Source organism: Carboxydothermus ferrireducens DSM 11255 (assembly GCF_000427565.1).
Classification (GTDB): domain Bacteria; phylum Bacillota; class Z-2901; order Carboxydothermales; family Carboxydothermaceae; genus Carboxydothermus; species Carboxydothermus hydrogenoformans.
Genome location: NZ_ATYG01000023.1, coordinates 34,188 through 55,389 on the forward strand (window position 1 = coordinate 34,188; position 21,202 = coordinate 55,389).

Annotated in this window: 26 protein-coding genes, 1 pseudogene and 1 riboswitch; of the genes and pseudogenes, 1 reads left to right on the forward strand and 26 read right to left on the reverse strand. The window is 43.4% G+C overall.

Annotation, left to right across the window (positions count from 1 at the left end):
• Nucleotides 1-14: 14 nt before the first annotated feature.
• From CARFE_RS0109375 to CARFE_RS0109500, 25 genes are all read right to left on the reverse strand, one after another.
• On the reverse strand, nt 15-782 hold the full coding sequence (locus CARFE_RS0109375; RefSeq protein ID WP_028052583.1) for an adenosylcobinamide-GDP ribazoletransferase: 768 nt from the start codon (nt 780-782) through the stop codon (nt 15-17).
• A 7-nt stretch (nt 783-789) separates the two neighbouring features.
• Nucleotides 790-1,548: a uroporphyrinogen-III C-methyltransferase gene (gene cobA, locus CARFE_RS0109380; protein WP_028052584.1), complete on the reverse strand. Its 759-nt coding sequence runs from the start codon at nt 1,546-1,548 to the stop codon at nt 790-792.
• A gap of 10 nt (nt 1,549-1,558) precedes the next feature.
• Nucleotides 1,559-2,287, reverse strand: a complete 729-nt coding sequence (locus CARFE_RS0109385; protein ID WP_028052585.1) for a hypothetical protein — start codon at nt 2,285-2,287, stop codon at nt 1,559-1,561.
• 2 nt (nt 2,288-2,289) lie between these two features.
• Nucleotides 2,290-2,763: an ECF transporter S component gene (locus CARFE_RS0109390; protein ID WP_011343705.1), complete on the reverse strand. Its 474-nt coding sequence runs from the start codon at nt 2,761-2,763 to the stop codon at nt 2,290-2,292.
• Complete coding sequence (locus tag CARFE_RS0109395) at nt 2,764-3,834, reverse strand: pyridoxal phosphate-dependent aminotransferase (RefSeq protein WP_028052586.1); 1,071 nt, start codon at nt 3,832-3,834, stop codon at nt 2,764-2,766.
• Nucleotides 3,827-4,690, reverse strand: coding sequence for a GHMP family kinase ATP-binding protein (locus tag CARFE_RS0109400; protein WP_028052587.1), 864 nt, complete (start codon nt 4,688-4,690; stop codon nt 3,827-3,829). The genes CARFE_RS0109395 and CARFE_RS0109400 overlap by 8 nt, the downstream gene beginning before the upstream one ends.
• On the reverse strand, nt 4,687-6,021 hold the full coding sequence (locus CARFE_RS0109405; RefSeq protein WP_028052588.1) for a cobyrinate a,c-diamide synthase: 1,335 nt from the start codon (nt 6,019-6,021) through the stop codon (nt 4,687-4,689). Before CARFE_RS0109405 ends, CARFE_RS0109400 begins: the two co-directional genes overlap by 4 nt.
• Nucleotides 6,021-6,980 (reverse strand): adenosylcobinamide-phosphate synthase CbiB, encoded by a 960-nt coding sequence (gene cbiB, locus CARFE_RS0109410; protein ID WP_028052589.1) that lies wholly within the window; start codon nt 6,978-6,980, stop codon nt 6,021-6,023. Before cbiB ends, CARFE_RS0109405 begins: the two co-directional genes overlap by 1 nt.
• Nucleotide 6,981: 1 nt before the next feature.
• Nucleotides 6,982-8,475, reverse strand: a complete 1,494-nt coding sequence (locus CARFE_RS0109415; protein WP_028052590.1) for a cobyric acid synthase — start codon at nt 8,473-8,475, stop codon at nt 6,982-6,984.
• Entirely contained in the window at nt 8,475-8,981 is a 507-nt protein-coding gene (gene cobU / locus CARFE_RS0109420; RefSeq protein ID WP_011343698.1) for a bifunctional adenosylcobinamide kinase/adenosylcobinamide-phosphate guanylyltransferase, read from the reverse strand. The genes CARFE_RS0109415 and cobU overlap by 1 nt, the downstream gene beginning before the upstream one ends.
• A gap of 1 nt (nt 8,982) precedes the next feature.
• Complete coding sequence (locus tag CARFE_RS0109425) at nt 8,983-9,597, reverse strand: precorrin-8X methylmutase (RefSeq protein WP_028052591.1); 615 nt, start codon at nt 9,595-9,597, stop codon at nt 8,983-8,985.
• Nucleotides 9,587-9,949 (reverse strand): sirohydrochlorin chelatase, encoded by a 363-nt coding sequence (locus CARFE_RS14885; protein ID WP_011343696.1) that lies wholly within the window; start codon nt 9,947-9,949, stop codon nt 9,587-9,589. The genes CARFE_RS0109425 and CARFE_RS14885 overlap by 11 nt, the downstream gene beginning before the upstream one ends.
• The gene (gene cobK / locus CARFE_RS14890; protein ID WP_051250264.1) at nt 9,934-10,710 is read right to left on the reverse strand and encodes a precorrin-6A reductase; all 777 of its coding nucleotides are present in this window, start codon (nt 10,708-10,710) and stop codon (nt 9,934-9,936) included. The genes CARFE_RS14885 and cobK overlap by 16 nt, the downstream gene beginning before the upstream one ends.
• On the reverse strand, nt 10,707-11,429 hold the full coding sequence (gene cobJ, locus CARFE_RS0109440) for a precorrin-3B C(17)-methyltransferase (protein ID WP_028052592.1): 723 nt from the start codon (nt 11,427-11,429) through the stop codon (nt 10,707-10,709). Before cobJ ends, cobK begins: the two co-directional genes overlap by 4 nt.
• Complete coding sequence (locus CARFE_RS14895) at nt 11,417-12,427, reverse strand: cobalt-precorrin 5A hydrolase (RefSeq protein WP_051250265.1); 1,011 nt, start codon at nt 12,425-12,427, stop codon at nt 11,417-11,419. Before CARFE_RS14895 ends, cobJ begins: the two co-directional genes overlap by 13 nt.
• Entirely contained in the window at nt 12,420-13,175 is a 756-nt protein-coding gene (gene cobM / locus CARFE_RS0109450) for a precorrin-4 C(11)-methyltransferase (protein ID WP_028052593.1), read from the reverse strand. Before cobM ends, CARFE_RS14895 begins: the two co-directional genes overlap by 8 nt.
• 2 nt (nt 13,176-13,177) lie before the next feature.
• Nucleotides 13,178-13,837, reverse strand: coding sequence for an SAM-dependent methyltransferase (locus CARFE_RS0109455; protein WP_028052594.1), 660 nt, complete (start codon nt 13,835-13,837; stop codon nt 13,178-13,180).
• The gene (gene cbiT, locus CARFE_RS14900) at nt 13,830-14,405 is read right to left on the reverse strand and encodes a precorrin-6Y C5,15-methyltransferase (decarboxylating) subunit CbiT (protein ID WP_051250266.1); all 576 of its coding nucleotides are present in this window, start codon (nt 14,403-14,405) and stop codon (nt 13,830-13,832) included. The genes CARFE_RS0109455 and cbiT overlap by 8 nt, the downstream gene beginning before the upstream one ends.
• Nucleotides 14,392-14,997, reverse strand: coding sequence for a precorrin-6y C5,15-methyltransferase (decarboxylating) subunit CbiE (gene cbiE, locus CARFE_RS15665; RefSeq protein WP_051250267.1), 606 nt, complete (start codon nt 14,995-14,997; stop codon nt 14,392-14,394). The genes cbiT and cbiE overlap by 14 nt, the downstream gene beginning before the upstream one ends.
• On the reverse strand, nt 14,985-16,901 hold the full coding sequence (gene cbiD, locus CARFE_RS15670; RefSeq protein ID WP_051250268.1) for a cobalt-precorrin-5B (C(1))-methyltransferase CbiD: 1,917 nt from the start codon (nt 16,899-16,901) through the stop codon (nt 14,985-14,987). Before cbiD ends, cbiE begins: the two co-directional genes overlap by 13 nt.
• A complete protein-coding gene (gene cbiQ, locus CARFE_RS0109480) occupies nt 16,886-17,629 on the reverse strand; it encodes a cobalt ECF transporter T component CbiQ (protein WP_028052595.1) in 744 nt (247 codons plus the stop codon). The genes cbiD and cbiQ overlap by 16 nt, the downstream gene beginning before the upstream one ends.
• Nucleotides 17,583-17,903: an energy-coupling factor ABC transporter substrate-binding protein gene (locus CARFE_RS0109485; RefSeq protein WP_011343686.1), complete on the reverse strand. Its 321-nt coding sequence runs from the start codon at nt 17,901-17,903 to the stop codon at nt 17,583-17,585. Before CARFE_RS0109485 ends, cbiQ begins: the two co-directional genes overlap by 47 nt.
• Nucleotides 17,903-18,625: an energy-coupling factor ABC transporter permease gene (locus tag CARFE_RS0109490; protein WP_028052596.1), complete on the reverse strand. Its 723-nt coding sequence runs from the start codon at nt 18,623-18,625 to the stop codon at nt 17,903-17,905. The genes CARFE_RS0109485 and CARFE_RS0109490 overlap by 1 nt, the downstream gene beginning before the upstream one ends.
• 96 nt (nt 18,626-18,721) lie before the next feature.
• Nucleotides 18,722-18,908, reverse strand: a riboswitch (cobalamin riboswitch).
• Nucleotides 18,909-18,965: 57 nt separating this feature from the next.
• Complete coding sequence (locus tag CARFE_RS14915) at nt 18,966-19,580, reverse strand: precorrin-2 dehydrogenase/sirohydrochlorin ferrochelatase family protein (RefSeq protein ID WP_051250269.1); 615 nt, start codon at nt 19,578-19,580, stop codon at nt 18,966-18,968.
• Nucleotides 19,581-19,592: 12 nt separating this feature from the next.
• The gene (locus CARFE_RS0109500; protein WP_028052597.1) at nt 19,593-20,003 is read right to left on the reverse strand and encodes a hypothetical protein; all 411 of its coding nucleotides are present in this window, start codon (nt 20,001-20,003) and stop codon (nt 19,593-19,595) included.
• 180 nt (nt 20,004-20,183) lie between these two features.
• Here CARFE_RS0109500 and CARFE_RS0109505 point away from each other — a divergent pair.
• Nucleotides 20,184-20,600, forward strand: a pseudogene (locus tag CARFE_RS0109505) (IS1182 family transposase); the annotation flags it as partial.
• Here the strand turns inward: CARFE_RS0109505 and istB are convergent.
• Entirely contained in the window at nt 20,516-21,145 is a 630-nt protein-coding gene (istB, locus tag CARFE_RS14920; protein WP_245570776.1) for an IS21-like element helper ATPase IstB, read from the reverse strand. The pseudogene CARFE_RS0109505 and the gene istB overlap by 85 nt on opposite strands.
• Nucleotides 21,146-21,202: the final 57 nt, after the last annotated feature.

Below are 21,202 nucleotides of genomic sequence, written 5' to 3' on the forward strand. Positions count from 1 at the left end.
TAAAAGGGGTGGTATCACACCACCCCAATATTATTGATAAGTAAAACCGCCAACGGCACAAAAAGGCCGGTTAATTCCATAATTCCGCCGTAATTATCTCCCGTTAGTCCCCCAAAAAACTGCTGCCAGCGAGCTGCCACCACAAACGCAAAAAGATAAGCTAAAAGCAAAATTATTAAAATTTTAGTTAGAGAAAAACTAAAAAACGCCGCTGCTCCCAGGGTAAAAAGTAAGGTTTGCCCCAGGGTAAAGATTAACCCGGCAGTTGAAGCATTATCTTTAAAACCCCGTCCCAGGGAAGAACCCACATAGGGGAAGGAATAAATCACCAGGTAGCCCGTTCCCCGCAGGATAATTTCGGAAATCAGCACCGTAAAGGCCTGCATTTTCGGAGTAAAGGAAGCATAACTTCCATATTTTAGAATTAAAAACGCTCCAAAAAACGCCACAGCCATCGAGCCTACCCGGGAGTCCTTTAAAATTTCCAGCCTTTTTTCCCGGTCGCGGTTGGAGTAAATTGCATCAAGGCTATCCAGTAACCCATCGATATGCAGGGCTCCCGATAAATAAATTTGCCCGGCTATTATAACTCCGGCCCAGAAAAAGCCTGGAAAGGACCTTCCGAATAATTCAATTATTAAGGCTAAGATACCACCGGTAACTAAACCATAAGCGGGAAGAAAGATAGGAGCCCTGTTAAATTTTTCTTCGGAAAAATTAAGTTTTTTCGGCACCGGAATCCTGGTGAAAAAGGTAAGGCCTAAAAGAAAGGTAGTTAACATTTTAAGCTCACTCCGTTAATGCTGATGGGGAATACCAGCCAAGCTCCCCTTGTAATTTTACCACATCACCCACCACAATTACCGCCGGATGCTTGATTCCCGCCGCCAATACCTTTTCTACAATGTCTTCCAGGGTCCCGGTGACAATTTTCTGGCTGGGGGTAGTTCCCCGGTAAATTACCGCCACCGGTGTGGTGGCAGGCAAATATTTTAAAAGTTCACCTTTTATAAACGGAAGGTTACTTAATCCCATTAAAATGACAATGGTACCCCCGACCCGGGCAATTTTTTCCCAGTCTACCTCCCGCTCTTCTTTATTTTCCGTTTCATTGCCGGTAACTACCGTAAAACTTGAAGCAATCCGGCGGTGAGTTACCGGAATACCCGCATACGCCGGTACCGCTACCGCCGAAGTAACTCCCGGAACCACCTCAAAGGGAATCCCGGCCCGGGTTAAAGCCAAAGCTTCTTCCCCTCCCCGGCCAAAAACAAAAGGATCTCCCCCTTTAAGCCGTACCACCATTTTTCCTTCCCGGGCTTTTTTTACTAAAAGCTCGTTTATCTCCTCCTGATTTAAACTGTGTCGGCCAGGAGCTTTTCCGGCATAGTAAAGTTCAGCAGAAGGATTTACATATTTTAGAAGCTCGGGGCTTATCAGCCGGTCGTAAACAACCACCTGAGCCTCTTTTAAAAGTTTTATCCCTTTTACCGTAATGAGCTCCGGGTCTCCCGGTCCCGCCCCTACTAAATATACCTTGCCGTTCATTGCAAACCTCCTAAGCTTTTTTGACTTTTGTGGCTTTACCCAGATAATGCACCGGAATCTCCGATTTAAGCTCAATACCCTCTTTTACCGCCACCAGCAGTGAAGTTCCCGGTCCTGCCGATTTTTCCAGGGAAAAGGGAGGGGCTATAACGCTCTCTATTTCAAATCCCTGATTTTTAAGCCACATTAGTTCCGCCCCAACTCCGCCGGACCCACAGGGGATTATTTCCAGTACATCATTATTTTGGCTCAATTCATAAACCAGATGAGGTGTAGCCTGCAGTTCCGGAAATTTTAACACTTCTTCCCCTACCAGAGGTACGCCTACGATATATAAGTCCGAAGTTTCGCAAATCCTGTTTACTAAAAGCTCGTCTCCCAGACCCACCGCCGTAAAACCGGCTCCCGTGGTATTTGTAGTAAAATTCTTTTCACTGCTTCCGGTAATTTCAATGGCAAAAGGCAGGTTTTTTACTTCCGCCAACACCCCCTGATAAATCTCCTTACCCGTAGGCTCCCATTCACACGAAACGGTACAGGAAATTACCTGCGGCCTGGCCTTTACCGCCAAAAGCTCCATCAATACCACCCGAGCCCCGTAACGACCAACGATTTCTCCGGAAGTTTTTACTATATCCCCGGCTTTCGGACCAACCCCACCAATGCTATCGGCAGCAATTACCATCTTTTCCCGGGATAGAGGTACGATGGTTAAATCCCGGTATTTAAATCCGGCCATACTCATCTCTCCGTTTTCCCGCGAAGAGCCCGGGCAGTTAAACCGGCCAGCAAAATATTAACAAACGATGCCACCAAAAGGGGTACAACCATGGCGGTGAAAAAGGCCATGCCAAATTTGGGCATAATGGCAAAGGAAAGGGGAGCTATGACTCCATTTAATAAGGTAGCCACCACAATACCTACAATAACATTGCGCTTACCTAAAACTCCAAATACCGCAGCAAAAATGGCCATCTCCAGCGCAACTAACAGGTGGAGCGGTAAGGTCAAGGGGAAACCTGCAGTAGCGGCGGAAAGCAAATGGCCCAGAGCAGCCACCAAAGCTCCCAAACCCGGAGACAAATAAAGGGCCGCAAAATAACCGGGTAAACTATCCAAAGCTACGGTTCCGGTAGGACTGGGAATTTTAATAAAGGCGCCAACGGCGCTTAAGGCAATTAAAATTGCTAAAGTAGTAAGGGTTCTGATATTCATTTAAAAAACCTCCTTGAATAAAATATTTTTTAAGGTATTTATAAGCACCCGGTTTTCTTTCCGGGTTTTTACCGCAATCCGCACCGCTTCCCGTTTCAAGCCAAAATTTTGAAGCGGTCTTACAGCTATCCGGTATTTTGCCAGTTCAGAAAGAAGCTGTTCTGAGCTGATACTTTCAGGAAGATAAGTCATTAAAAAATTTGCTTTGGACGGTAAAACCTGAAAGCCAAGACGAAAAAGATTTTGGCTTAAATACTCCCTTTCTTTTTTTATTAAAGCTCTGGTTTTTAACAGATAATCCCTCTGGGCAAAAAGTACCGGCCCTATCTCCGCTGCCAGATTATTTATCTCCCACTCGGGTAAAAATTTTTTAAAATCTTTATAATCCTTTTCCGGTAAGATTAAAGCTCCAAGCCTTAAACCGGGAATGGCAAAAATTTTGGTAAGGGAAATTAAGATATAGACATCTTTTAGCTTTCCGGAATTTCGCCAAAAGATTTCCCTCTCATCTTCCATAAAATCGGCAAAACTTTCATCTAAAAGAAGCTTTATCCCTTTTTCCTGACATAAAGCAATTAATTTAAATAATTCACTTACGGGCCAGGCAGAGCCATCAGGGTTGTTTGGCCGGCAAATAAACAATAAATCTCCCTTCCGGCCTTTTTGCAAAAGATAAGCCCTGGCATTACTATACCCTTTCTCCTCTAAAGCACAGTCCAGCTTTTCTACCGGTATCCCGCGATTTCTTAGCGTTTTTTCGTAAAGGTTAAAAGTAGGTCCGATAATTAACCCCCGGGAAGGTTTTAGATAAAAAAGTAAATAGTTTAAAAGTGATGAAGCCCCGTTTCCCAGAACTACTTCTTCCTTTTGAAAATACCCGTAAGCCGCCTTTTCTAACTTCCGGTACCGATAATCGGGATAGGTAGAAATTAACTCCTTTAAGTTTTCCCGCAAAAGCTTAAGAGCGTCTCTGGGTGGACCCAGGGGGTTTAAATTGGCGCTAAAATCGTAACGCGGTAAAACCCCGTATTTTTCGTAAAAAAGTTGCTTATTTCCCCCGTGTTCAAGCATCATGAACCTCCAAAGTAATTCCTCCATCCACCAGGGTTAATACCCGGCATGTATAGGAAGAAAACTCTTTTCTTAAGATTTCTTCTTTTTCCTGTGACCACGAATTATGAAACCAAAGGCCAATCCCGCTGCCGCTATGGGCCACGTTAACCCCCACCGCTCCCAGTTCTTTACCAACCCTGTAAACCCAGAAAAGTTCCTCTTTAGGCAATATTAACTGGTGGGCAAAAGCATCAACGGTCACCCCCCACCCAAAAAGATAGGGATTATCGGTTTTTAAACCCCAGAACACCATTTTGAGCGCCTGACGCACTTTGGGCTCTTTAAGCCGATTTAGCTCCTTTAAGTCCTCCCGCCGGTTAAAGGCAATCGTATCTACCGCTTTGCCGGTATCAATCCAAAATATTTTATAGTTTTTTGCCGCCGCTATCCGGTACCAAAAACTCCCCCGGCGGTGGTCAACGAGAGAAATTCCCGGAAGAAAGCTCCCATCGGTTGGCTCAACCTGGGTTAAGATTTTTAAAAACTCCCCGCGGTTAATTCTAATGCCACTTAGCTTTAACATCCCAGCCAAACTTCCGGCTAAATCCGCCGTGCTGCTGCCCATGCCCCGGCCTTCGGGAAGATTTCTCGTAACTTTTATGGTAAATTTATGTTTAATCGAAAACTTACTATAAAATATTTCCACTAACCGCTTGATTTTGGGTCGATCTTCGGGAATATCAAGTTTTTCGTTAAGAGCAATTTCAACTGTATTCCCTATGTTAACCGGGGCAGTTAATAAAAAATCTTTTCCGCCAATACTTCCCTGAACCAGTTCTCCCGCCGTACCGCAAACATACGCTTTTATTTTCATCCTTTTATTCCACCTACAAGGGTCTTTACTAAATCGGCCTTACCGTAGAAATTAAGATGTAAAAACGAGGCAAAAATATTGTCTCTCGCCACCCCATCAAAGGCTTCCCGTCCGTTTTTCCGTAAGAGATACGCAGGATTGTCCTGCGGCCCTGTATAAGTGGAGTAATGAAATTTATGCCCCCAGATTTCATTTTGAAAATTTTTCCCGAGGTAGCCTCCAACCGGCTTTCCCCGATAATAACCAAGGCCCTGAAGTTTATCGGTTAATTCCATTTCCCCGGGTAATATACCGGTCAAAGGATAAGTTTGCTCCTTAACCTTAACGCCGGAAGTTAAATAAATAAAACCGCCGCATTCCGCATAAACTCTAAGACCACCCTGGATTTTCTTTTTTAAATTCTGGATAAATTTTTGGTTTAAAAATAAGTCCCTGGCAAAAAGCTCGGGATAACCACCCCCCAAAAAAAGTAAGTCTACGGGAGGAAAATCAGAATCGTTTAAGGGACTTACCGCAAAGACTTCGACGTTAGATCTTCTCAAATACTCAATTGCCTCCTGGTAATAAAAATTAAAAGCTTTATCAAAGGCATACGCTACGCGCTTTCCTTGTAAATCGGGGTATTTAATTGCCGGAAGCTTTTTCGGAACAGTTAACTCCGGTAAAGTTGCCAGCAAGTCAGCAAAATTAATTTTTGCCAGCACTTTATCTTTTATTTCTTTAATAATTTCTACGATATTCCGCTCTTCGGTGGCCGGGATAAGGCCTAAATGCCTGGATTTAAGTCTGGGAAGTTCGTTTTGGTAAAACACCCCAAAAACCTTAACCCCTAACGGTTTCAAGGCAGATAAGAGGTGTTCCGCATGGTTTTTCCCCGAAACTTTGTTTAAAATAATCCCGGCAATTTTGATATCTTTTTTAAATTTAAGATAACCGTAAACTTGAGCTGCTACGGTGGTACCAAGATTCTGGGCGTCGACCACTAAAATTACCGGAAGATTTAAAAGCTTGGCCAAACGGTAAGTGCTCCCGGAAAACTGTTCGTCCCGGCCATCAAATAAGCCCATTACCCCCTCCACTACCGCCACGTCCGCTGCCTTAGCTTTTTCGTAAAAAAGACGGCGAACCAATCCCGGAGAAGTCAGGATCTCATCGAGGTTATAGGTAGGCTTAGCAAGCGCTAAACGGTGGTAGGTAGGATCCAGGTAATCAGGCCCAGCCTTAAAGGCCTGCACCTTTAAGCCCAAATGTTTTAAAGCTGCCAGTATACCAACGGTTAGGGTACTCTTACCTGCTCCGGTAGCGGTACCACTTATAATAAACCCTTTCATCATACCCCTCCTACCGCAAAGAGACCGCCAAAAAGTAAAACCATTAAAATTACCGTAAGCCAGAAAAGTTTTAAAGCCCTGTCTATTACTTCCGGAGTTAACGGATTTAGCGGTTCACCTAAATAAGCCCGAAAGCTTTTCTGCCCGTGGTAAATGTTTTCGCCTCCAAGCCTGACCCCAAGACATCCCGCCAGGACGCTTTCGGGAATTCCGCCGTTGGGGCTCGGGTGTTTTCTGGCATCTCTAAGCCAGGTTTTTATTGCCTTTTTCCAGTCATATCTTAAGATAAATGCTGCTAAAACCATTAAAACTCCCGTGATGCGGGCGGGAAGGTAATTTAAAAGATCATCCAATTTTGCCGCAATGCGCCCGAAATAAAGATACCTTTCACTTTTATAGCCCACCATGCTGTCTAAAGTGTTAACCGTCCTGTAAAACCATACTCCAGGAAGTCCTCCAATTAAATACCAGAATATGGGAGCCACTACCCCATCGCCGGTATTTTCGGCAAGGCTCTCCAAACTTCCCCTTACCACTTCCGTCACCGGTAATTCCCTGGTATCACGGCTAACAATCATTCCAAGACTTTTTCGGGCTTCAGCAAGGTTACCATCTTTCAGGTGGTTTTTTATGGTGTTAACCGAAAAAGCCAAACCGGTCGGGGCTATGGCAAAAAACAGCCCGACCCCCTGAAAAACAACCTGGAAAAGAAAAGGTAGCTTCTGGGTAAAATGCTGGTAGATAAAAGCTATGAAACTTACCGGCAATAAGGTCAGCCCTACCAGTAAACCACCGCGAAGGATTAAGGCTTTCTTGGCAGGCTTTTTCGGGTAAAGCTTTTTTTCTATAAAAGCAATATAACGACCAATTAAAGCTACCGGATGATAATCTTGCCCTGGATCCTTAAAGACAATGTCCAGTATCAAGGCAATAACCACGGTAATAAAAATTCCTTTCATCTCAGATCCCCAGAATCTCGTAAATTTTCTTCAAGTTAACGTTTTCCCTGAACACCCGGGCTATTTTATCATAATTTTCCTGGCGCAGGTTTTTTAAGGAAGTCGGGCGGTTTTCAATCCCGTCAAGCCCTTTTTCCCGCCGCAACCGATTTAAAAGGCGATGGCGAAAAAAGTCATTATCAAAAAGCCCGTGCAGGTAGGTACCAAGAACTCTACCACGCGCAAATACCAGCGGATTTTCCGTATTATCCAATACATTACTTCTTTCCCCTGAAAGAAAAGTTCGGCCGTGGTGAATTTCGTAGCCGGAGATTTCTTCCCTCTGGAGAAAGAAATAGCCATCGGCCCTGGTAACCCGGGTACTTGTCCGCCGGGTAATTTTATCCCCGCGAAATTCGGTAACAGTATCGAGGATTCCTAAGGCTTTAACCTCCGTTTCCTTTCCCTCCACCAAATCGGGGTCCAAAATCTTTTCTCCAAGCATCTGGAGGCCACCGCAAATTCCAATCAGGGGTTTTCCTTTCTCTACATAAGCGTAGAGCATTTGGTCAAGGCCTTTTTGTTTTAAATAGTTTAAATCGGCTACGGTGTTTTTACTTCCCGGCAATATCACCAGGTCAAAATCGTCCCGAAAATCCTGAAGAGTTTTGATGTAAATAAGCTCCACGTCCGGTTCATACTGGAATATTTCAAAATCGGTAAAATTGGAAATCCTGGGGTACCACACCACGCCAATTTTTAAATCTTTCTCCCGGTTACTAACAGTTTCTTCCAAACTTACCGAATCTTCTTCGGGTATTAAAAGTTCGGGAATGTAAGGCATTACCCCCAAAACCGGAACACCGGTTTTTTCTTCCAAAAAAGTAAGGGCAGGCTTTAATAATTCCAGGTCTCCCCGGAATTTATTTAAAATAAAGCCGCACACCATTTTCCTTTCCTCGGGCTCTAAAAGTTCCATTGTCCCTACCAGGGAAGCAAGCGCTCCTCCCCGGTCAATATCCGCTACCAGAATAACCGGGGCATTGGCTAAAAAAGCGGTTTTCATATTGGCAATGTCGGAAGCTTTTAAATTCACTTCCGCCGGACTTCCAGCACCTTCAATCACAATAAAATCAAATTCTTGAGCTAAAGTTTCGTAAGCTTTTTTTACCGCTTCCCAAACCATACTGCGCCGCTCAAGATGGTAGCTCTTGGCCGAATAGTGACCAATAGGCTTACCTAAAACTATAACCTGGCTACCTTTATCGGACGAGGGTTTTAACAAAACTGGATTCATTTCTACCCGAGGTTCAAGGCCGCAGGCTTCCGCCTGGGCTACCTGGGCTCTACCCATTTCTCCGCCATCCAGGGTTACGTAGGAATTTAGAGCCATATTTTGCGCTTTAAAGGGGGCAACTTTAAAGCCGTCCTGATAAAGCACCCGTGCTAAAGCTAAAGTCAGCACCGATTTTCCTACATGGCTAGCGGTTCCCTGAAACATTATCGCCCTGGCCATTAGTTCACCCCCTTGATTTTTACCGGTATTCCCGCCACGGTAAGGTAAACTTCATCGCAGTACTTAGCAAAAACTTGGTTGACAAGGCCGGCTACATCCCTAAACTTACGGGCTAACGGGTTATCGGGAACAATTCCTGAACCTACTTCGTTGGTAACAAAGATAAGCGGAACGGTAATCCTGGGAAATATTTCTACTACTTCATAAGCTTTACCAACCACATCTTCTTCTTTAAGAAGTAAATTGGTAACCCAGAGGGTTAGACAATCGACCAGAACCGCATCTCCCCGGGCTGTTAAAAGAACGTCCCGTAAATTTACCGGCTCCTCCACCGTGACCCAGTTAGGGGGACGACGGCTTTGATGTTTGGCAATCCGCTCACGCATCTCTTCATCACCAGCAGTAGCGGTAGCCACATATACCACTTTTTCCCCGAAAGAGGTCGCTAACTTTTCCGCAAAACTACTTTTGCCCGAGCGCACCCCGCCGGTAATTAAAACCTTCACTTTATTTCCCTCCGGTCCTGGATAATTTAATTAAAGCATTAACTATTGCTGCCGCAATGGTACTGCCCCCTTTAGTGCCCAGTAACGTGATATAAGGCACATCACAGTTCAGCAAAAGTTCCTTACTTTCTTTTGCTCCAACAAAGCCCACCGGCACTCCCACCACCAGCGCCGGCTTCACCCCTTCTTTTATAAGTCCAATTACAGCCAACAGAGCGGTCGGGGCATTACCAATTGCTATTACTGCTCCTTCCATTTTATCTTTTAATTCCATCATCGCCTGATACGCCCGGGTAACTTTATTTTCTAAAGCTTTTCTTTTAACCGCTTCCTCGCGAATCGCGCAGACTACCTCGCCGGCATAACCAGTAATTCCCGCACGGACCATTTCCACATCGGTAATAATTAAATTTTTGTTTTTTAAAGCGGCAAGCCCCCGGTCGATAGCCGCGGGATGAAAACGAAAATCCTTTCTAATATCCGGGTCACCCGATGCATGGATTGCCCGTTTAATTACCTGGTCTTCAGGAGTATTACCAAGTCCCGTTAAACTTTCAATAATTGCAAAGCTTTTTTGTTCAATCTCCCGGGGATTAATTAAAAATTCATAATTCATTGGCCAACACCGCCGCTAAAAATTCAATAAATTGTTCTTTTTCACCTAAAGGTTTATAAACCGTAATCTTTAAATCGGGATACTGGGCTTTTAACTGGTCAATTTCTTCCGGAATATCGTGCACTAAATGAAGACCTTCAAATAGAAAAACCGGGAAAACGGCAATTTCCTGGTATCCTTCCTGATACAACCTTAAAAGCGCTTCCTTTAAATTGGGATTAGCCCTTACCATGAACGCCTCCTCGAGCCGGAAGGGAAAGCGCTCCCTTAACTTTCCTACCACTTCGCGAAATTTCTCCACCGCTTGCGCCACGCGGGAACCGTGAGCCAGCAAAACTACTGCTTTTTCCATTTTTCCGCCTCCAATGTTAAAATTTCTTCCAAACGGTTCAAAGTAGATACCGATTGAGGGTAAAAAACCTCAGGACGTTTTATTAAAATTACCGGTAAACTCTGGTTTAAAAAGCTTTCTACCTTTTCCCTTTCTCCTCCTAAACCGCCGCTTTCTTTGGTCAAAAGACCGGTCAGGGAATAAAATTTAATGAGCTGAGAAATAAGCTCCCGGCTTCCCGGACCCCAAAAGGAAAGCCGGTCCTCGGGAGGAATTCCTAAATCATCCAAAAGGGTAAAATTATCCGTTAAGGGCAAAACTTTGACTACCGGCTTTTGCCCTAAAACAGCACTTTTTCTGATGATTTCCGGAAGCATTTTTACTCCCACAGTTATTAATGGCCGCTTACCAAGTTGCGGCAGTTCTCTTAATGCAGCTTCTAAATCAATGGCCTCTATGATAAGGGGATTTTTTAATTCATCCCTGGGGCGCTCAAACCTGATATAGGGTATATTTAATACCTGGGCCGCCCTGATAGCATTTTCACTGGCATTTTTAGCAAAGGGATGGGTAGCATCAATTATTAACTTTATCCCATTTTTCTGAACAAACTCCAGAAGGCCATGAAAATCCAGGACTCCAGCCCGCAAAGGTTTTTCATATTTTTTAAACCGCATCAGGCCCAAATTTGACGCCACCGATAAAATAAAAGGTAAACCTTTTTTTTCGAGCAAATCGGCAATTAAAATACTTTCACTGGTGCCTCCCAGCAATAAAATCACCACTTATACCCCCGAGGTGTAATAATAAAGTTTTCATAAAAATAGCTCTGGCTATTTCCGATAATTATTACCGTGCGCATATCGGCATCCTCTTCGGTAATTTCCGCTAAAGTTTTTAGCTTGATTTCTTCTTCCAATCTTCCGGCCTCCCGAACAATCCCTACTGGAGTTGCGGGATTTTTGTACTCCAGCAAAATTTCAATGGCTTTAGTTAGCTTCTTTCTCCGGTGACTCTGGGGATTGTACAAGGCGATAGCAAAATCTCCTAAAGCTGCATGCCGGAGCCGTTTCTCAATTACCTCCCAGGGAGTTAAGAGGTCTGATAAGCTTATCAAGCAAAAGTCATGGTTTAAAGGTGATCCCAGTAAGCTTGCTGCTTTTAAAGCAGAAGTAATACCCGGAATAATTGTTAAATTTACTTTCCGGGGGGAAATATTTTTCTCCTTTAAAGCCTCTAATACCACCCCGCTCATTCCATAAACTCCAGCATCACCGCCGGATATCACCACTACCCGTTCCCCCGAAAGAGCAAGGTTGATAGCTTCTAAAGCTCGCGCTTGTTCTTCCTTCATACCGTAAGCCACTACTTTTTTCTCACCAATTAAAGATTTAACTAAATCAATATAGGTTTTATAACCAATTATTACCGTACACTGCTGGAGGTAACTTAAGGCTAAAGGAGTCAGTTCTTCCTTTCCTCCCGGTCCTATTCCCACCACCGCAAGGCTTCCGCCAGAGCTACTGACACTTTTGGAAAAATCTTCTTGGGTAATATTAAATTCCCCATCCCTGCCGCTTTGATAGCCGCCGCTTCGCATACATTTCCCACCCCTACTTTTGTTAAAACTTTAGAAGATTGTTGTAAATTTTTTGTATTAATTACTTCCAAAAGTTCCTCCTGCGTAAAAAATTTTGTTTTAAGCCCGTATTTCGCCGCCAGCTCCAGGAGAGCAGTCTCATCTTTTTTAAGATCGATACTGGCTATTCCGGCAACACCTTTTAAAGAAACACCGCCCTCTTGTAGAGCTTTTAAAACTGCCTTTTCCAGCAGGGTAAACTCTACTCCCCGGCGACAGCCTATACCCACCCAAACCGCCGGAGGATAGAGCTGGTATTCATTGGGTTTTAGAGCAATAAGATACGGCGAAATCAATACTTTAATGCCAGAAAACTCCTCTTCAATTTCTGCCCGGTAAGGATAGGGAAAATCTGAAGGCAAAGCTTTAGAAAAAAACTTAACCTCTTCTCCCCGGGCTAAGGCAGCATTTACCCTTTTAAAAACTTCCCGGTCAGCATACCTTAAGCCGTATTTTCTGGCTAAAACATCCAAGCCAACTTTACCCTGAACATCGGTGGCGGTGGTAATTACCGCTTCTCCACCTAAATTTTGGGCCAGGATTTTGGCGATTTCATTGGCACCGCCAAAGTGACCGGATAAAACGCTTATAAAGTATTTACCCGTTTCATCGGCCACAACTACCGCCGGGTCGGAAAACTTATCTTTGATAAACGGAGCAATTAAGCGAACCGCAATTCCTAAGGCTCCGATAAAAAGAAAAGCTGTATCGTTGTTCCAGTTTTTTTTAAGACAGTTTTTAATTTCCGCGCTTTTACCGGAAAAGAGAGTAACGTTCCCCCCAAGCTTTAGGGTTAAAAGGCGCCGGGCCAGAGTTTCGCCGGCTGCGGTAAAGTAAAAAATTATTAAATTCTTAATCACTTTCTCTTCTCCCACCATGAGTAAAATCGGGAGCATATAATTTTGAGCGAGTAGGGGGCGGATTTAAAAACTCCCCTACAAAGATAAGGGCGGTTTTGTTAATCTTTTCTTCTTTTACTTTCTGAGCAATATCCGCTAAAGTGCCAATAACAATTTTTTCTTCGGGAAAAGTAGCTTTATAAACTACCGCTACCGGAGTATCAAGAGCTCTTACCCGGGAAATTTGGGCGACAACTTCATCAATTTTATCCACACTTAAAAAGAGCACAAGGGTTGACCCAATTTTAGCCAATTCCTCTAAGTTTTCTTTTTCCGGCACCGGTGTTCTTCCGGCAACCCTGCTTAAAATTACCGTCTGGGTACCGTCTGGAACGGTTAATTCGTAACCCAGGCGGGCAGCCGCACCAAGAAAAGAGCTAACTCCCGGCACCCATTCCAGCTCAATTCCATAGGCTTTTAAAGCTCTTTTTTGTTCCTCTACTGCCCCATAGAGGGCTGGGTCTCCGGTCTGCAAGCGTACTACAATTTTTCCGGCTCGAGCATACTCGACCATTATCTCCACTATTTCTTCTAAAGTTCTGGGCGCCGAATCAACTTTCACCGCCTCCGGTTTGGCATATTCCAAAAGTCCGGGATTAACCAGGGAGCCTGCATAAACAATTAAATCAGCTTCCTCCAAAAGTTTTTTTCCTTTAACAGTTATTAACTCGGGATCTCCAGGTCCGGCGCCTACTAAATAAACTTTCACGGCTAATTCCCCCTCTTCGCCAAGGCCAGGGAAAAATACCCGGTTTTTTCGGGAAGTTCATTAAAAGAACAGATTTTTTCCTCTTCGGTACCAAGCTCTTTAAAATAATATCCCTGGATCTTTGCTTCCTTTACCAGCTCTAAAAAGCGGTCGTAATAGGAGGAAAGTTTTAAAAAAACATAGGTAGTTTTGGGCTCAAAAGTAAAATCTTCCGGCAAAGTCGATAGGATTTCTACTTTTTCATCTTCAAAAGCCAGGTTAAAGAAAGACTTAGCGGCTGCCAGTGAAAAGGAATTTATCCCCGGAACTATTTCTATATCCCCTGCAAAACCTAACTGTTTTAGCGCCTCCAATAAATATCCAGCGGTACTGTATAAACCCGGGTCTCCCAGGGTAAAAAAAGAAACTTCTTCCCGGTTTAAATACTCTAAAATTTTTTGGGCAAAGGTGTGCGCCGCTTCCCGTTTTTGCCCCTCGTCTTCCACCATGGGAAAATTAAAAAAGAGAATTTCTTTATCATTATCAAGAAAACTTTCCACAACTTTAAAAGCCCTTTTTCCGGGAAAAACTAAAACCCGTACCCCTCGCAAAATCTTCATAGCTTTCACCGTAATAAGCTCGGGGTCCCCCGGACCAACACCCACTACATAAAGTTTAGCCATTTTTTTCCCCCTTTTTCCTTCCGGTAAAGATAAATACGGGATTTTGCGCATTCAGGATATGATAGCTTCCTGCTTTTTTAAACCTGGTAATCGCTATGCTAATCCCGTCAAAATCGGTAAAAGAGCTGTTTTGAAAAAACTCCTGGTAAATAGCTAATGATTCAAGGGTAACTGCCAAACCTGCAAGGACCCCACCATTTTTCAAACAGGCCCCAACCTGCTTTAATACTTCTTTTAAATTAGAACTTCCACCAATTACCACCATATCCGGTGGAGGATAGGCGGATAAATCACAGGGTAAGGCCTGGGGTAGTAAAACCACATTCCTTACCGAAAATCTTCGTAGATTTTCTTTAATTACTTCCAACCTTTGAAGGTCTTTTTCAAAAGCATATACTTTACCCCGGGGAAGGCTTAAAGCCAGCTCCACCGTAATAGTACCCGAGCCTGACCCTACTTCGTAGACCACCTCATCGCCTTTCAGGTTAAGCTTTTTTAAAAGAACTGCCCGGATTTCTTCTTTGGTATAAGGAGTTCCGGGTAGATAAAAATCTTCATCTTTCAGCAATTAATATCCCCCTCCCTGAAAGCTCTGGAGGTAAATCGGCAAAAGAAAGCTTTATAATTTTTTCTTCCGGATAGCTTAAATCATAAAGTAAATAGTAAGTAGCTCCCTCCAGGCCGTGTTTTTGCAAAAGTTGTTTTAGGGAAGAGGTATTGATTTTCTTTCCTAATAAAAATACATGGACCGTAAACTCTTCTTTTAATTTCTCCGGAAGGTTTCTTCCGTGCAGGGAATAAAAAGCAGCCCCATCCCACAATTTTTTCAAGCGGGCAAAAGCTAACTGCACCGAGCTTATCCCCGGTATTACCTCGGTAACAAGTCCTGGATGTTCTCTTTCAATCTTTCTTAATAAACTGTAAAAGCCGGTATCGCCCCGCAAAAGAAGAGCAATATTAAAACTTCTTGATAAATCTTTTATTTGCTTTAAAACCGCGCCAAATTCACCAAAAGATAGATGTTTTTTATCCGGAGCAAAAGTTTTTAAAAGTTCTTCCGCCCCGGCCACATAATCCGCCTCCCCAATTACCCTTTCGCCAATTTTAGTAAGATACTCGGGACTTCCCGGGCCGACCCCCACGACTTTTACCCATCCCACGGCCATCCCTCCTCAAGGCGGTCAAAGGTTGTGGCAATAATCGCCCCCGATATATCGGTAAAAGCCACATCCATGGTAAGACCGCTATAATAGCTCTTTAACTTTTCTTTAACCGCCCGGGCAAGTAAAGGCAGGTAATGGTCTTTCCCGGCGCTCTTCAAAATTTCCAGGGCCTGCTCCACGTTTTTGGTGGAGTAAATTTTATTAATTAACTCCTGACTTTCTCCAAGGGAATATAAAAATAACGCTAAAGCCTCCTTTTGGCCCCGGGCCACCTGGCTGTGAAGGTTTAAAATGCCAAGGTAAGTTTTAATAAGTTTTCCCAGGTACCCTATTATTAAAATTTTCTCTACCCCTTCGTTCTCAGAAATCTTCAGCATATCCCCCAGATAATTACCAGTTTCGACAATAGCTTCAGCAGGAACATTTAACCTCTGGGCTACTCTTTTACTTTTATTGCCTAAAACAAAAACAAGTCTTTTTAAATCCAAATATAACGCCCTTTTTAGCTGGAGTTGCAGGGACTCGATATAAGCTTCCCGGGAGTAAGGTACGACAATACCCCGGGTACCCAGGATGGAAATACCGCCTTTAATCCCCAAAATCGGATTTAATGTTTGTGACGCCAGCTTCTCCCCTTCGGGCACTTCAATAATCACTTCCAACCCCGTTTCCCCGCCCAAAATTAGCGGCTCCAGCGCTTCTTTGATTTGTTGCCGCGGAACCGGATTAATTGCCGCTTCTCCCACCGGTACAGCAAGCCCCGGTTCCGTGACAACTCCCACTCCCCGTCCTCCTTTTATGGTAATCCCCGGGAAGTTTTGCCGACGTACCCGGGCTATGATTAAAGCCTGATCGGTGACATCCGGATCATCTCCTGCCTCTTTTCTAATGCCGCAAACCGCTTCCGTCGCATTTTTCTCTAAAATTTCCGGGGTTAAAGTAAAAGTTATTCCTGCCGGCGTATTAATGGTAATTGCCTTCATTTTTTCCCCCAGCAGCAAGAAACGGGCTGCTCCCAAAGCCGCTGCCGCGGCTACAGTACCGGTAGTTACCCCGTAACGGGGAGTTTTTACCCGGCCAAGTACTTCCCAGAACTTTTTTTCCTCTTTTACCGGATATTCGTGAGCTAAAAGCCGCCCGCTATCTTTTAAAATTTTGCTGCCCCTTAAAAGCCATGGCTCTTCCAGGTTTGCGCTTTCCAAAATCCGGGATTCCAGGAGAATTTCTTCGGGCGGCCCTAAAGCCAAAAGTTTTCCGGCATGTAAAACCGCTACCCTGTCGGCAAAACGGTACGCCAAATCAATTTCATGGGTAGCAGCGACAATCGTAATCCCTTTTTGCCACTGCCGTTCAACAATATTTAAAAAGAGGCGGGTGTGATACCGGTCCAAAAACGCCGTCGGTTCATCCAAAACTAAAAGCTCCGGCTCCATCGCCAAAATTGCTCCCAGGGCGACAAGCTTTTTTTGACCCAGGCTAAGCGAAGCTATCGGCCGGTCTCTCAACTCCCAAATTCCGAGCTCTTTTAAAGTTTCTTCCACCTTTTCCCGCACTTTACTTTCTGAATACCCGAGATTAAAAAGCCCATAAGATAACTCTTCCGCTACCGTACCGGCAAAAAGCTGGGTCTCCGGATCCTGAAACACCACCCCAACTTTTTGCCGAAGTCGTAACAAAAAATCCTTTTTGTACGAAAACTTTTCCCCCCGCCAAAATAGCTCTCCTGCGGTTGGTTTTAAAATCCCGTTTAAGTGGAGAAAAAAAGTGGTTTTTCCGGCGCCATTTTCCCCTAAGACAAAAAGCCGCTCACCTTTTTTAATCTCCAAACTTAAGCTGTCTAAAGCCACATTTCCCGTTGGATATACGTATTTTAATCCTTTTACGGTTAAAAGCTCCTCCAAATAAAAGCACCTCCATAAGTAAAGAGCGCCAGCACAACTACTATACCCAAAAATAGTAAGGGGTAATTTTGATTTTGATAATCCGGTTGTAAAAATACAATTTTATCGTTGTATCCCCGGCTTTCTAAAGAAATGGTCATTTGTCCCACCCGGGCAAATCCTCCTTTAAAAATCCCGGTAGTTAAGAGAGAAAAGGAGTAGATGCCCCGGCGAAAATTCCGGTAGCCCAGCCTTGCTTCCTGGGCTTTAATGATTTCCCCGGCTATTTCGAAGAATATAAAAATAAACCGGTGGATAAAAATAATTATTTCAATTATAAATTGAGGAATACCAAGTCTCGAAAGTCCCGCTATTAAATCCAGGAGGGGAGTAGAAAAAATTAAAAAATACAAACCCAGAATAGAAGTAAGGGCACGACCGCCGGCATTTAAAGCCAAAAACAAATTTTGCCAGTTAACATAAGGAGCTGGCCGGAAGTCAATCATTATCCCGATTAAGCTTGCCAGCAAAAAACCTCCCGGTAAAAGCAAGTACTTAAGAAAAATTTGCCCGGGGATTTTTCCCTTTCTCACCAGAAAAAAGCTTACCACCCCCAGGGTAGGGAGTAATGTAAAAAAAGGATTGGGAGCTGTTAACCCCAGGAATAAAAGCGTAAAGGAAAAAAGAAGTTTATAAACAGGGTCAATTTTCCTTAAAGGACTTTGATAGGCCAACTGTTCCGTTAACATTTTTTCCTTCCTTCTTTCCCTTCAAGTACCCAAGATAAAAACCTACAACCCCGGCTCCCAAAGCCGCCTGCAGGGCAAATAAAAACGACTCTATCTCGCCGCTGGGCGGTTCCCAGACGGGGGAAAACCAGGGCTTATAATTGGGGTCTTGCTTTTCAATCACCCGGGAGGCTAATTCATCGGCGCCGGAAAATTCCCCCTTAACTAAAAACATTGGAACCGCAATTAACGCTATTACCAAAATTAGCAGGATGATATTGGTAAACGTTCTCATTAATGCTCACCCTTTTCTACCCATATTTTGGCATCTTCATAACGGCTCAAGAAATTATAGGTTAAAACCGTTAAAATCCCTTCACTTATAGCTAAAGGAATTTGGGTTAAGGCAAAGATTCCCATAAATTTTAAAGCACTTAAAAAAAGTGAACTTCCCGGAAAGGCTAACGCCAGTTGGACCGAAGTAACGATATAGGTGACCAGGTCTCCCAGCATGGCTGCTAAAAAAATGCTAAAATTGTTATTAATTCCGGCTTTCTGTAACCCTTTATAAACCCCGTAAGCTACCAGTGGTCCGGCAACTGCCATGGAGAAAGTATTAGCACCAAGGGTGGTAAGTCCACCGTGGGCTAAAAGAAGAGCCTGAAAAATCAAAACAATAAAACCTAATACGGTCGTGATAAAGGGCCCAAATAAAATTGCAGCCAACCCCGTTCCGGTAGGATGGGAACAACTGCCCGTTACCGAAGGCATTTTTAGCGCCGATAAAACAAAGATAAACGCTCCGGCAAAAGCTAACATTAGTTTAGCTCCCGGCCCCTGGGTAGCTTCCCTTTGCAAACGGATAAAACCTACCACTATAAAAGGTAAAGTAACAAGATCCCAGAAAATCACCCATTTTACCGGTAAAAACCCTTCCATAATATGCATGGCAAGAACCGGGGTGGGAATTAAAAGAAAAATTAACAGAAACAATAAGCGAAACTTGGTTTTTAACATGCCCTCCACCATCCTTTTTAAAAATTAAAATCCCCTCCTACGCCGGTAGAAGGGGACTTATAACCAAACTCCCGTTCTCCACCTATCCGCGTAGGTTTCGAACCAAACTTTAAGGCAGGTCTCCTGGCTGTAGTTCATCGTTACCCCATCCTTCCCGGTAAAAACCAGTGGAGATATTGGGGTAACTCCCTACTTACAGTGGCGGGACCGCGCCGTTACCCAAAACTTTTGGGCTCGGACTTCCCTTTTAAGCCGTAAAGGCACCTTAAAGTTACAATATTCAATTTTTATTAAGATAATTCGTAAAATTTTTCGTAAATCCTGCTTTGTGAAAATATTTTTATTTAAATTTTTCCAAGATTAATTTTACCGAAGGTTTTTCCCGGCAAAACTTCCGGTAATCATAAATCTTGGCTACTTCTTTTAAAATTTCTTCCCTCCTATTTTTCTCAATATTGCTTTCCTTTAAGGCTTTACGTAATTCCCCCCAAAATTTCAGGTAATCATCCCAGGCAGGATCAATTAACCGGGAAAGCTCTTCTTTTAAAAGGCGGGCCGCCAGGGGAGATAACCCCGAAGTCCCCACAGCTATTTCCCAACCTCCCCGGCGCCAAACCGCTGGAACAATAAAATTGGACTCCTCGGGATTATCGGCTACATTGACCCAAATCCCCAGTCTTTGACAAAGGTTAGCTATTCTTTTATTAAGCTCTGAATTATCGGTGGCAGCAAAGACTAACTTGGGGCCGGATAAATCTTCTTCCTGAAATTCCCGCAGATAAAGTTTAATTTGCCCGCTCTGGGCCAGACTCATTAATTCCGGAAGAGTTTTCGGGGCAACTACGGTAATTTTTGCACCTTCTCGGTGAAGATTTTGCACCTTCCGAAGGGCAACCCGACCACCACCTACGACTAATACGGGGGTCCCAGTTAAATTTAAACTGATAGGATACACGGTAAACTCTCCTTACTTCTTTTTAAAGTATCGTAAAAAAATATAGTAGCCAAAAAGTCCGGCAACCAAAACAAGTCCCAAATAATAGGGAAGATTTTCCTTAAATGTGCGGTTAACCTTTTCTCCGGGAAGACTTACCGCGGTAACCTTTAACCCGGGTTTCATGTAAATACTGTAACCGTCAAAGACGGTCCCTTCCACCACCACTTCCTTTCCCACATAGCTTTGCCAGTTATGTTCGCCGTATAAGACATAATAGGGCTCGGGTTTACTTAAATTTCCGGAATCGGTAACTTTTAATTCATAATGCTTTCCTTCTAAATCCGACTCAACCACAATGCCCTTGACAATAACTTCTCCACCCAGGACTAATTTATTAAAGCCAAAAAGGAGTAAAAAAAGTAACCCCCAAAATCGCTTCATCCTATCACCTCTAACATAATCTTACCGCATTTGTTATTAAAAAAAAACTTCCCGGTTTTGCCGGGAAGTTTCAGACTGTCGACAAAGTAGCTTGTCGACAGTTTTTTTTTGAATATATAGCCAAAAAAGAACATATTTGTTTTAAAATAGAATTAGAAATAATATCTGGGAGAGATGAATATGTTAAGTAAGAAAAATCGTGAAGTGACAAGCCAGATTGAATTTGTAAGTGTTGAAGACTTGGTACCGGAAGATCATCTTTTGCGAGCTGTTGAAAACAGTATTGATTTTGACTTTATTTATGACGAAGTAAAAGACCTATATAGTGAAAATACAGGTAGACCCAGCATCGATCCTGTGGTATTAGTTAAACTGCTTATGCTCCAAGTCCTCTATGGAATCCGTTCAATGCGTCAAACTATTAAAGAAGTAGAGGTTAATGTAGCTTATCGTTGGTTTTTAGGTTACGGCTTGCAGGAAAAAATACCTCATTTTTCAACCTTCGGCAAGAACTATGAAAGACGGTTTAAAGAAAGTGACCTTTTTGATGCGATTTTTGAACGGGTATTAACAGAAGCTATAGAATGCGGTTTTATGTGAATAAGGCGGTCTATCGCGGCTGCTGCCAGCCGATTATCAAGAAAAACGGTGTTCCAGTTACTAAATTCCAGGTTTGATGTAATTATGATGCTGTTTTTCTCGTAATAGTCTGATATTACATTGAATAGTAGCTCGGCACCATCTTTATGAATTGGGGTGAAACCTAATTCATCGAGAATTAATAAATCGTTTTGCCTCACCTCCCGTAAAAAGGTCCGTAAATTCATTTTCTTGAGGTTTTCGGTTAAAAGGTTTACCAGGTCTACTACCCGGTAAAATTTGACCTTATATTCAAGGCTACAGGCCTTAATTCCTAAAGCTATAGCTAAATGGGTTTTGCCTGTANCCACTTCCCCAAGCATGATTATGTTTTGCTGCTTTTCAATAAAGGTAAGCTCGGTGAGCTCTTCGATGCTTATTGTTTGGGGAAAATTTATATTGCTAAAGCTGTAATTTTCCAGGGTTTTTATATTGGGAAAACCGGCTTTTTTGATAAGTCGTTTTATTTTACTTTGTTTTCTGCCAGAAAGCTCTATTTGCAAAAGCTCGGCTAAGTATTGTTCCGGCGTGGTAAACTGGACTTTATGATAGTTATTTGC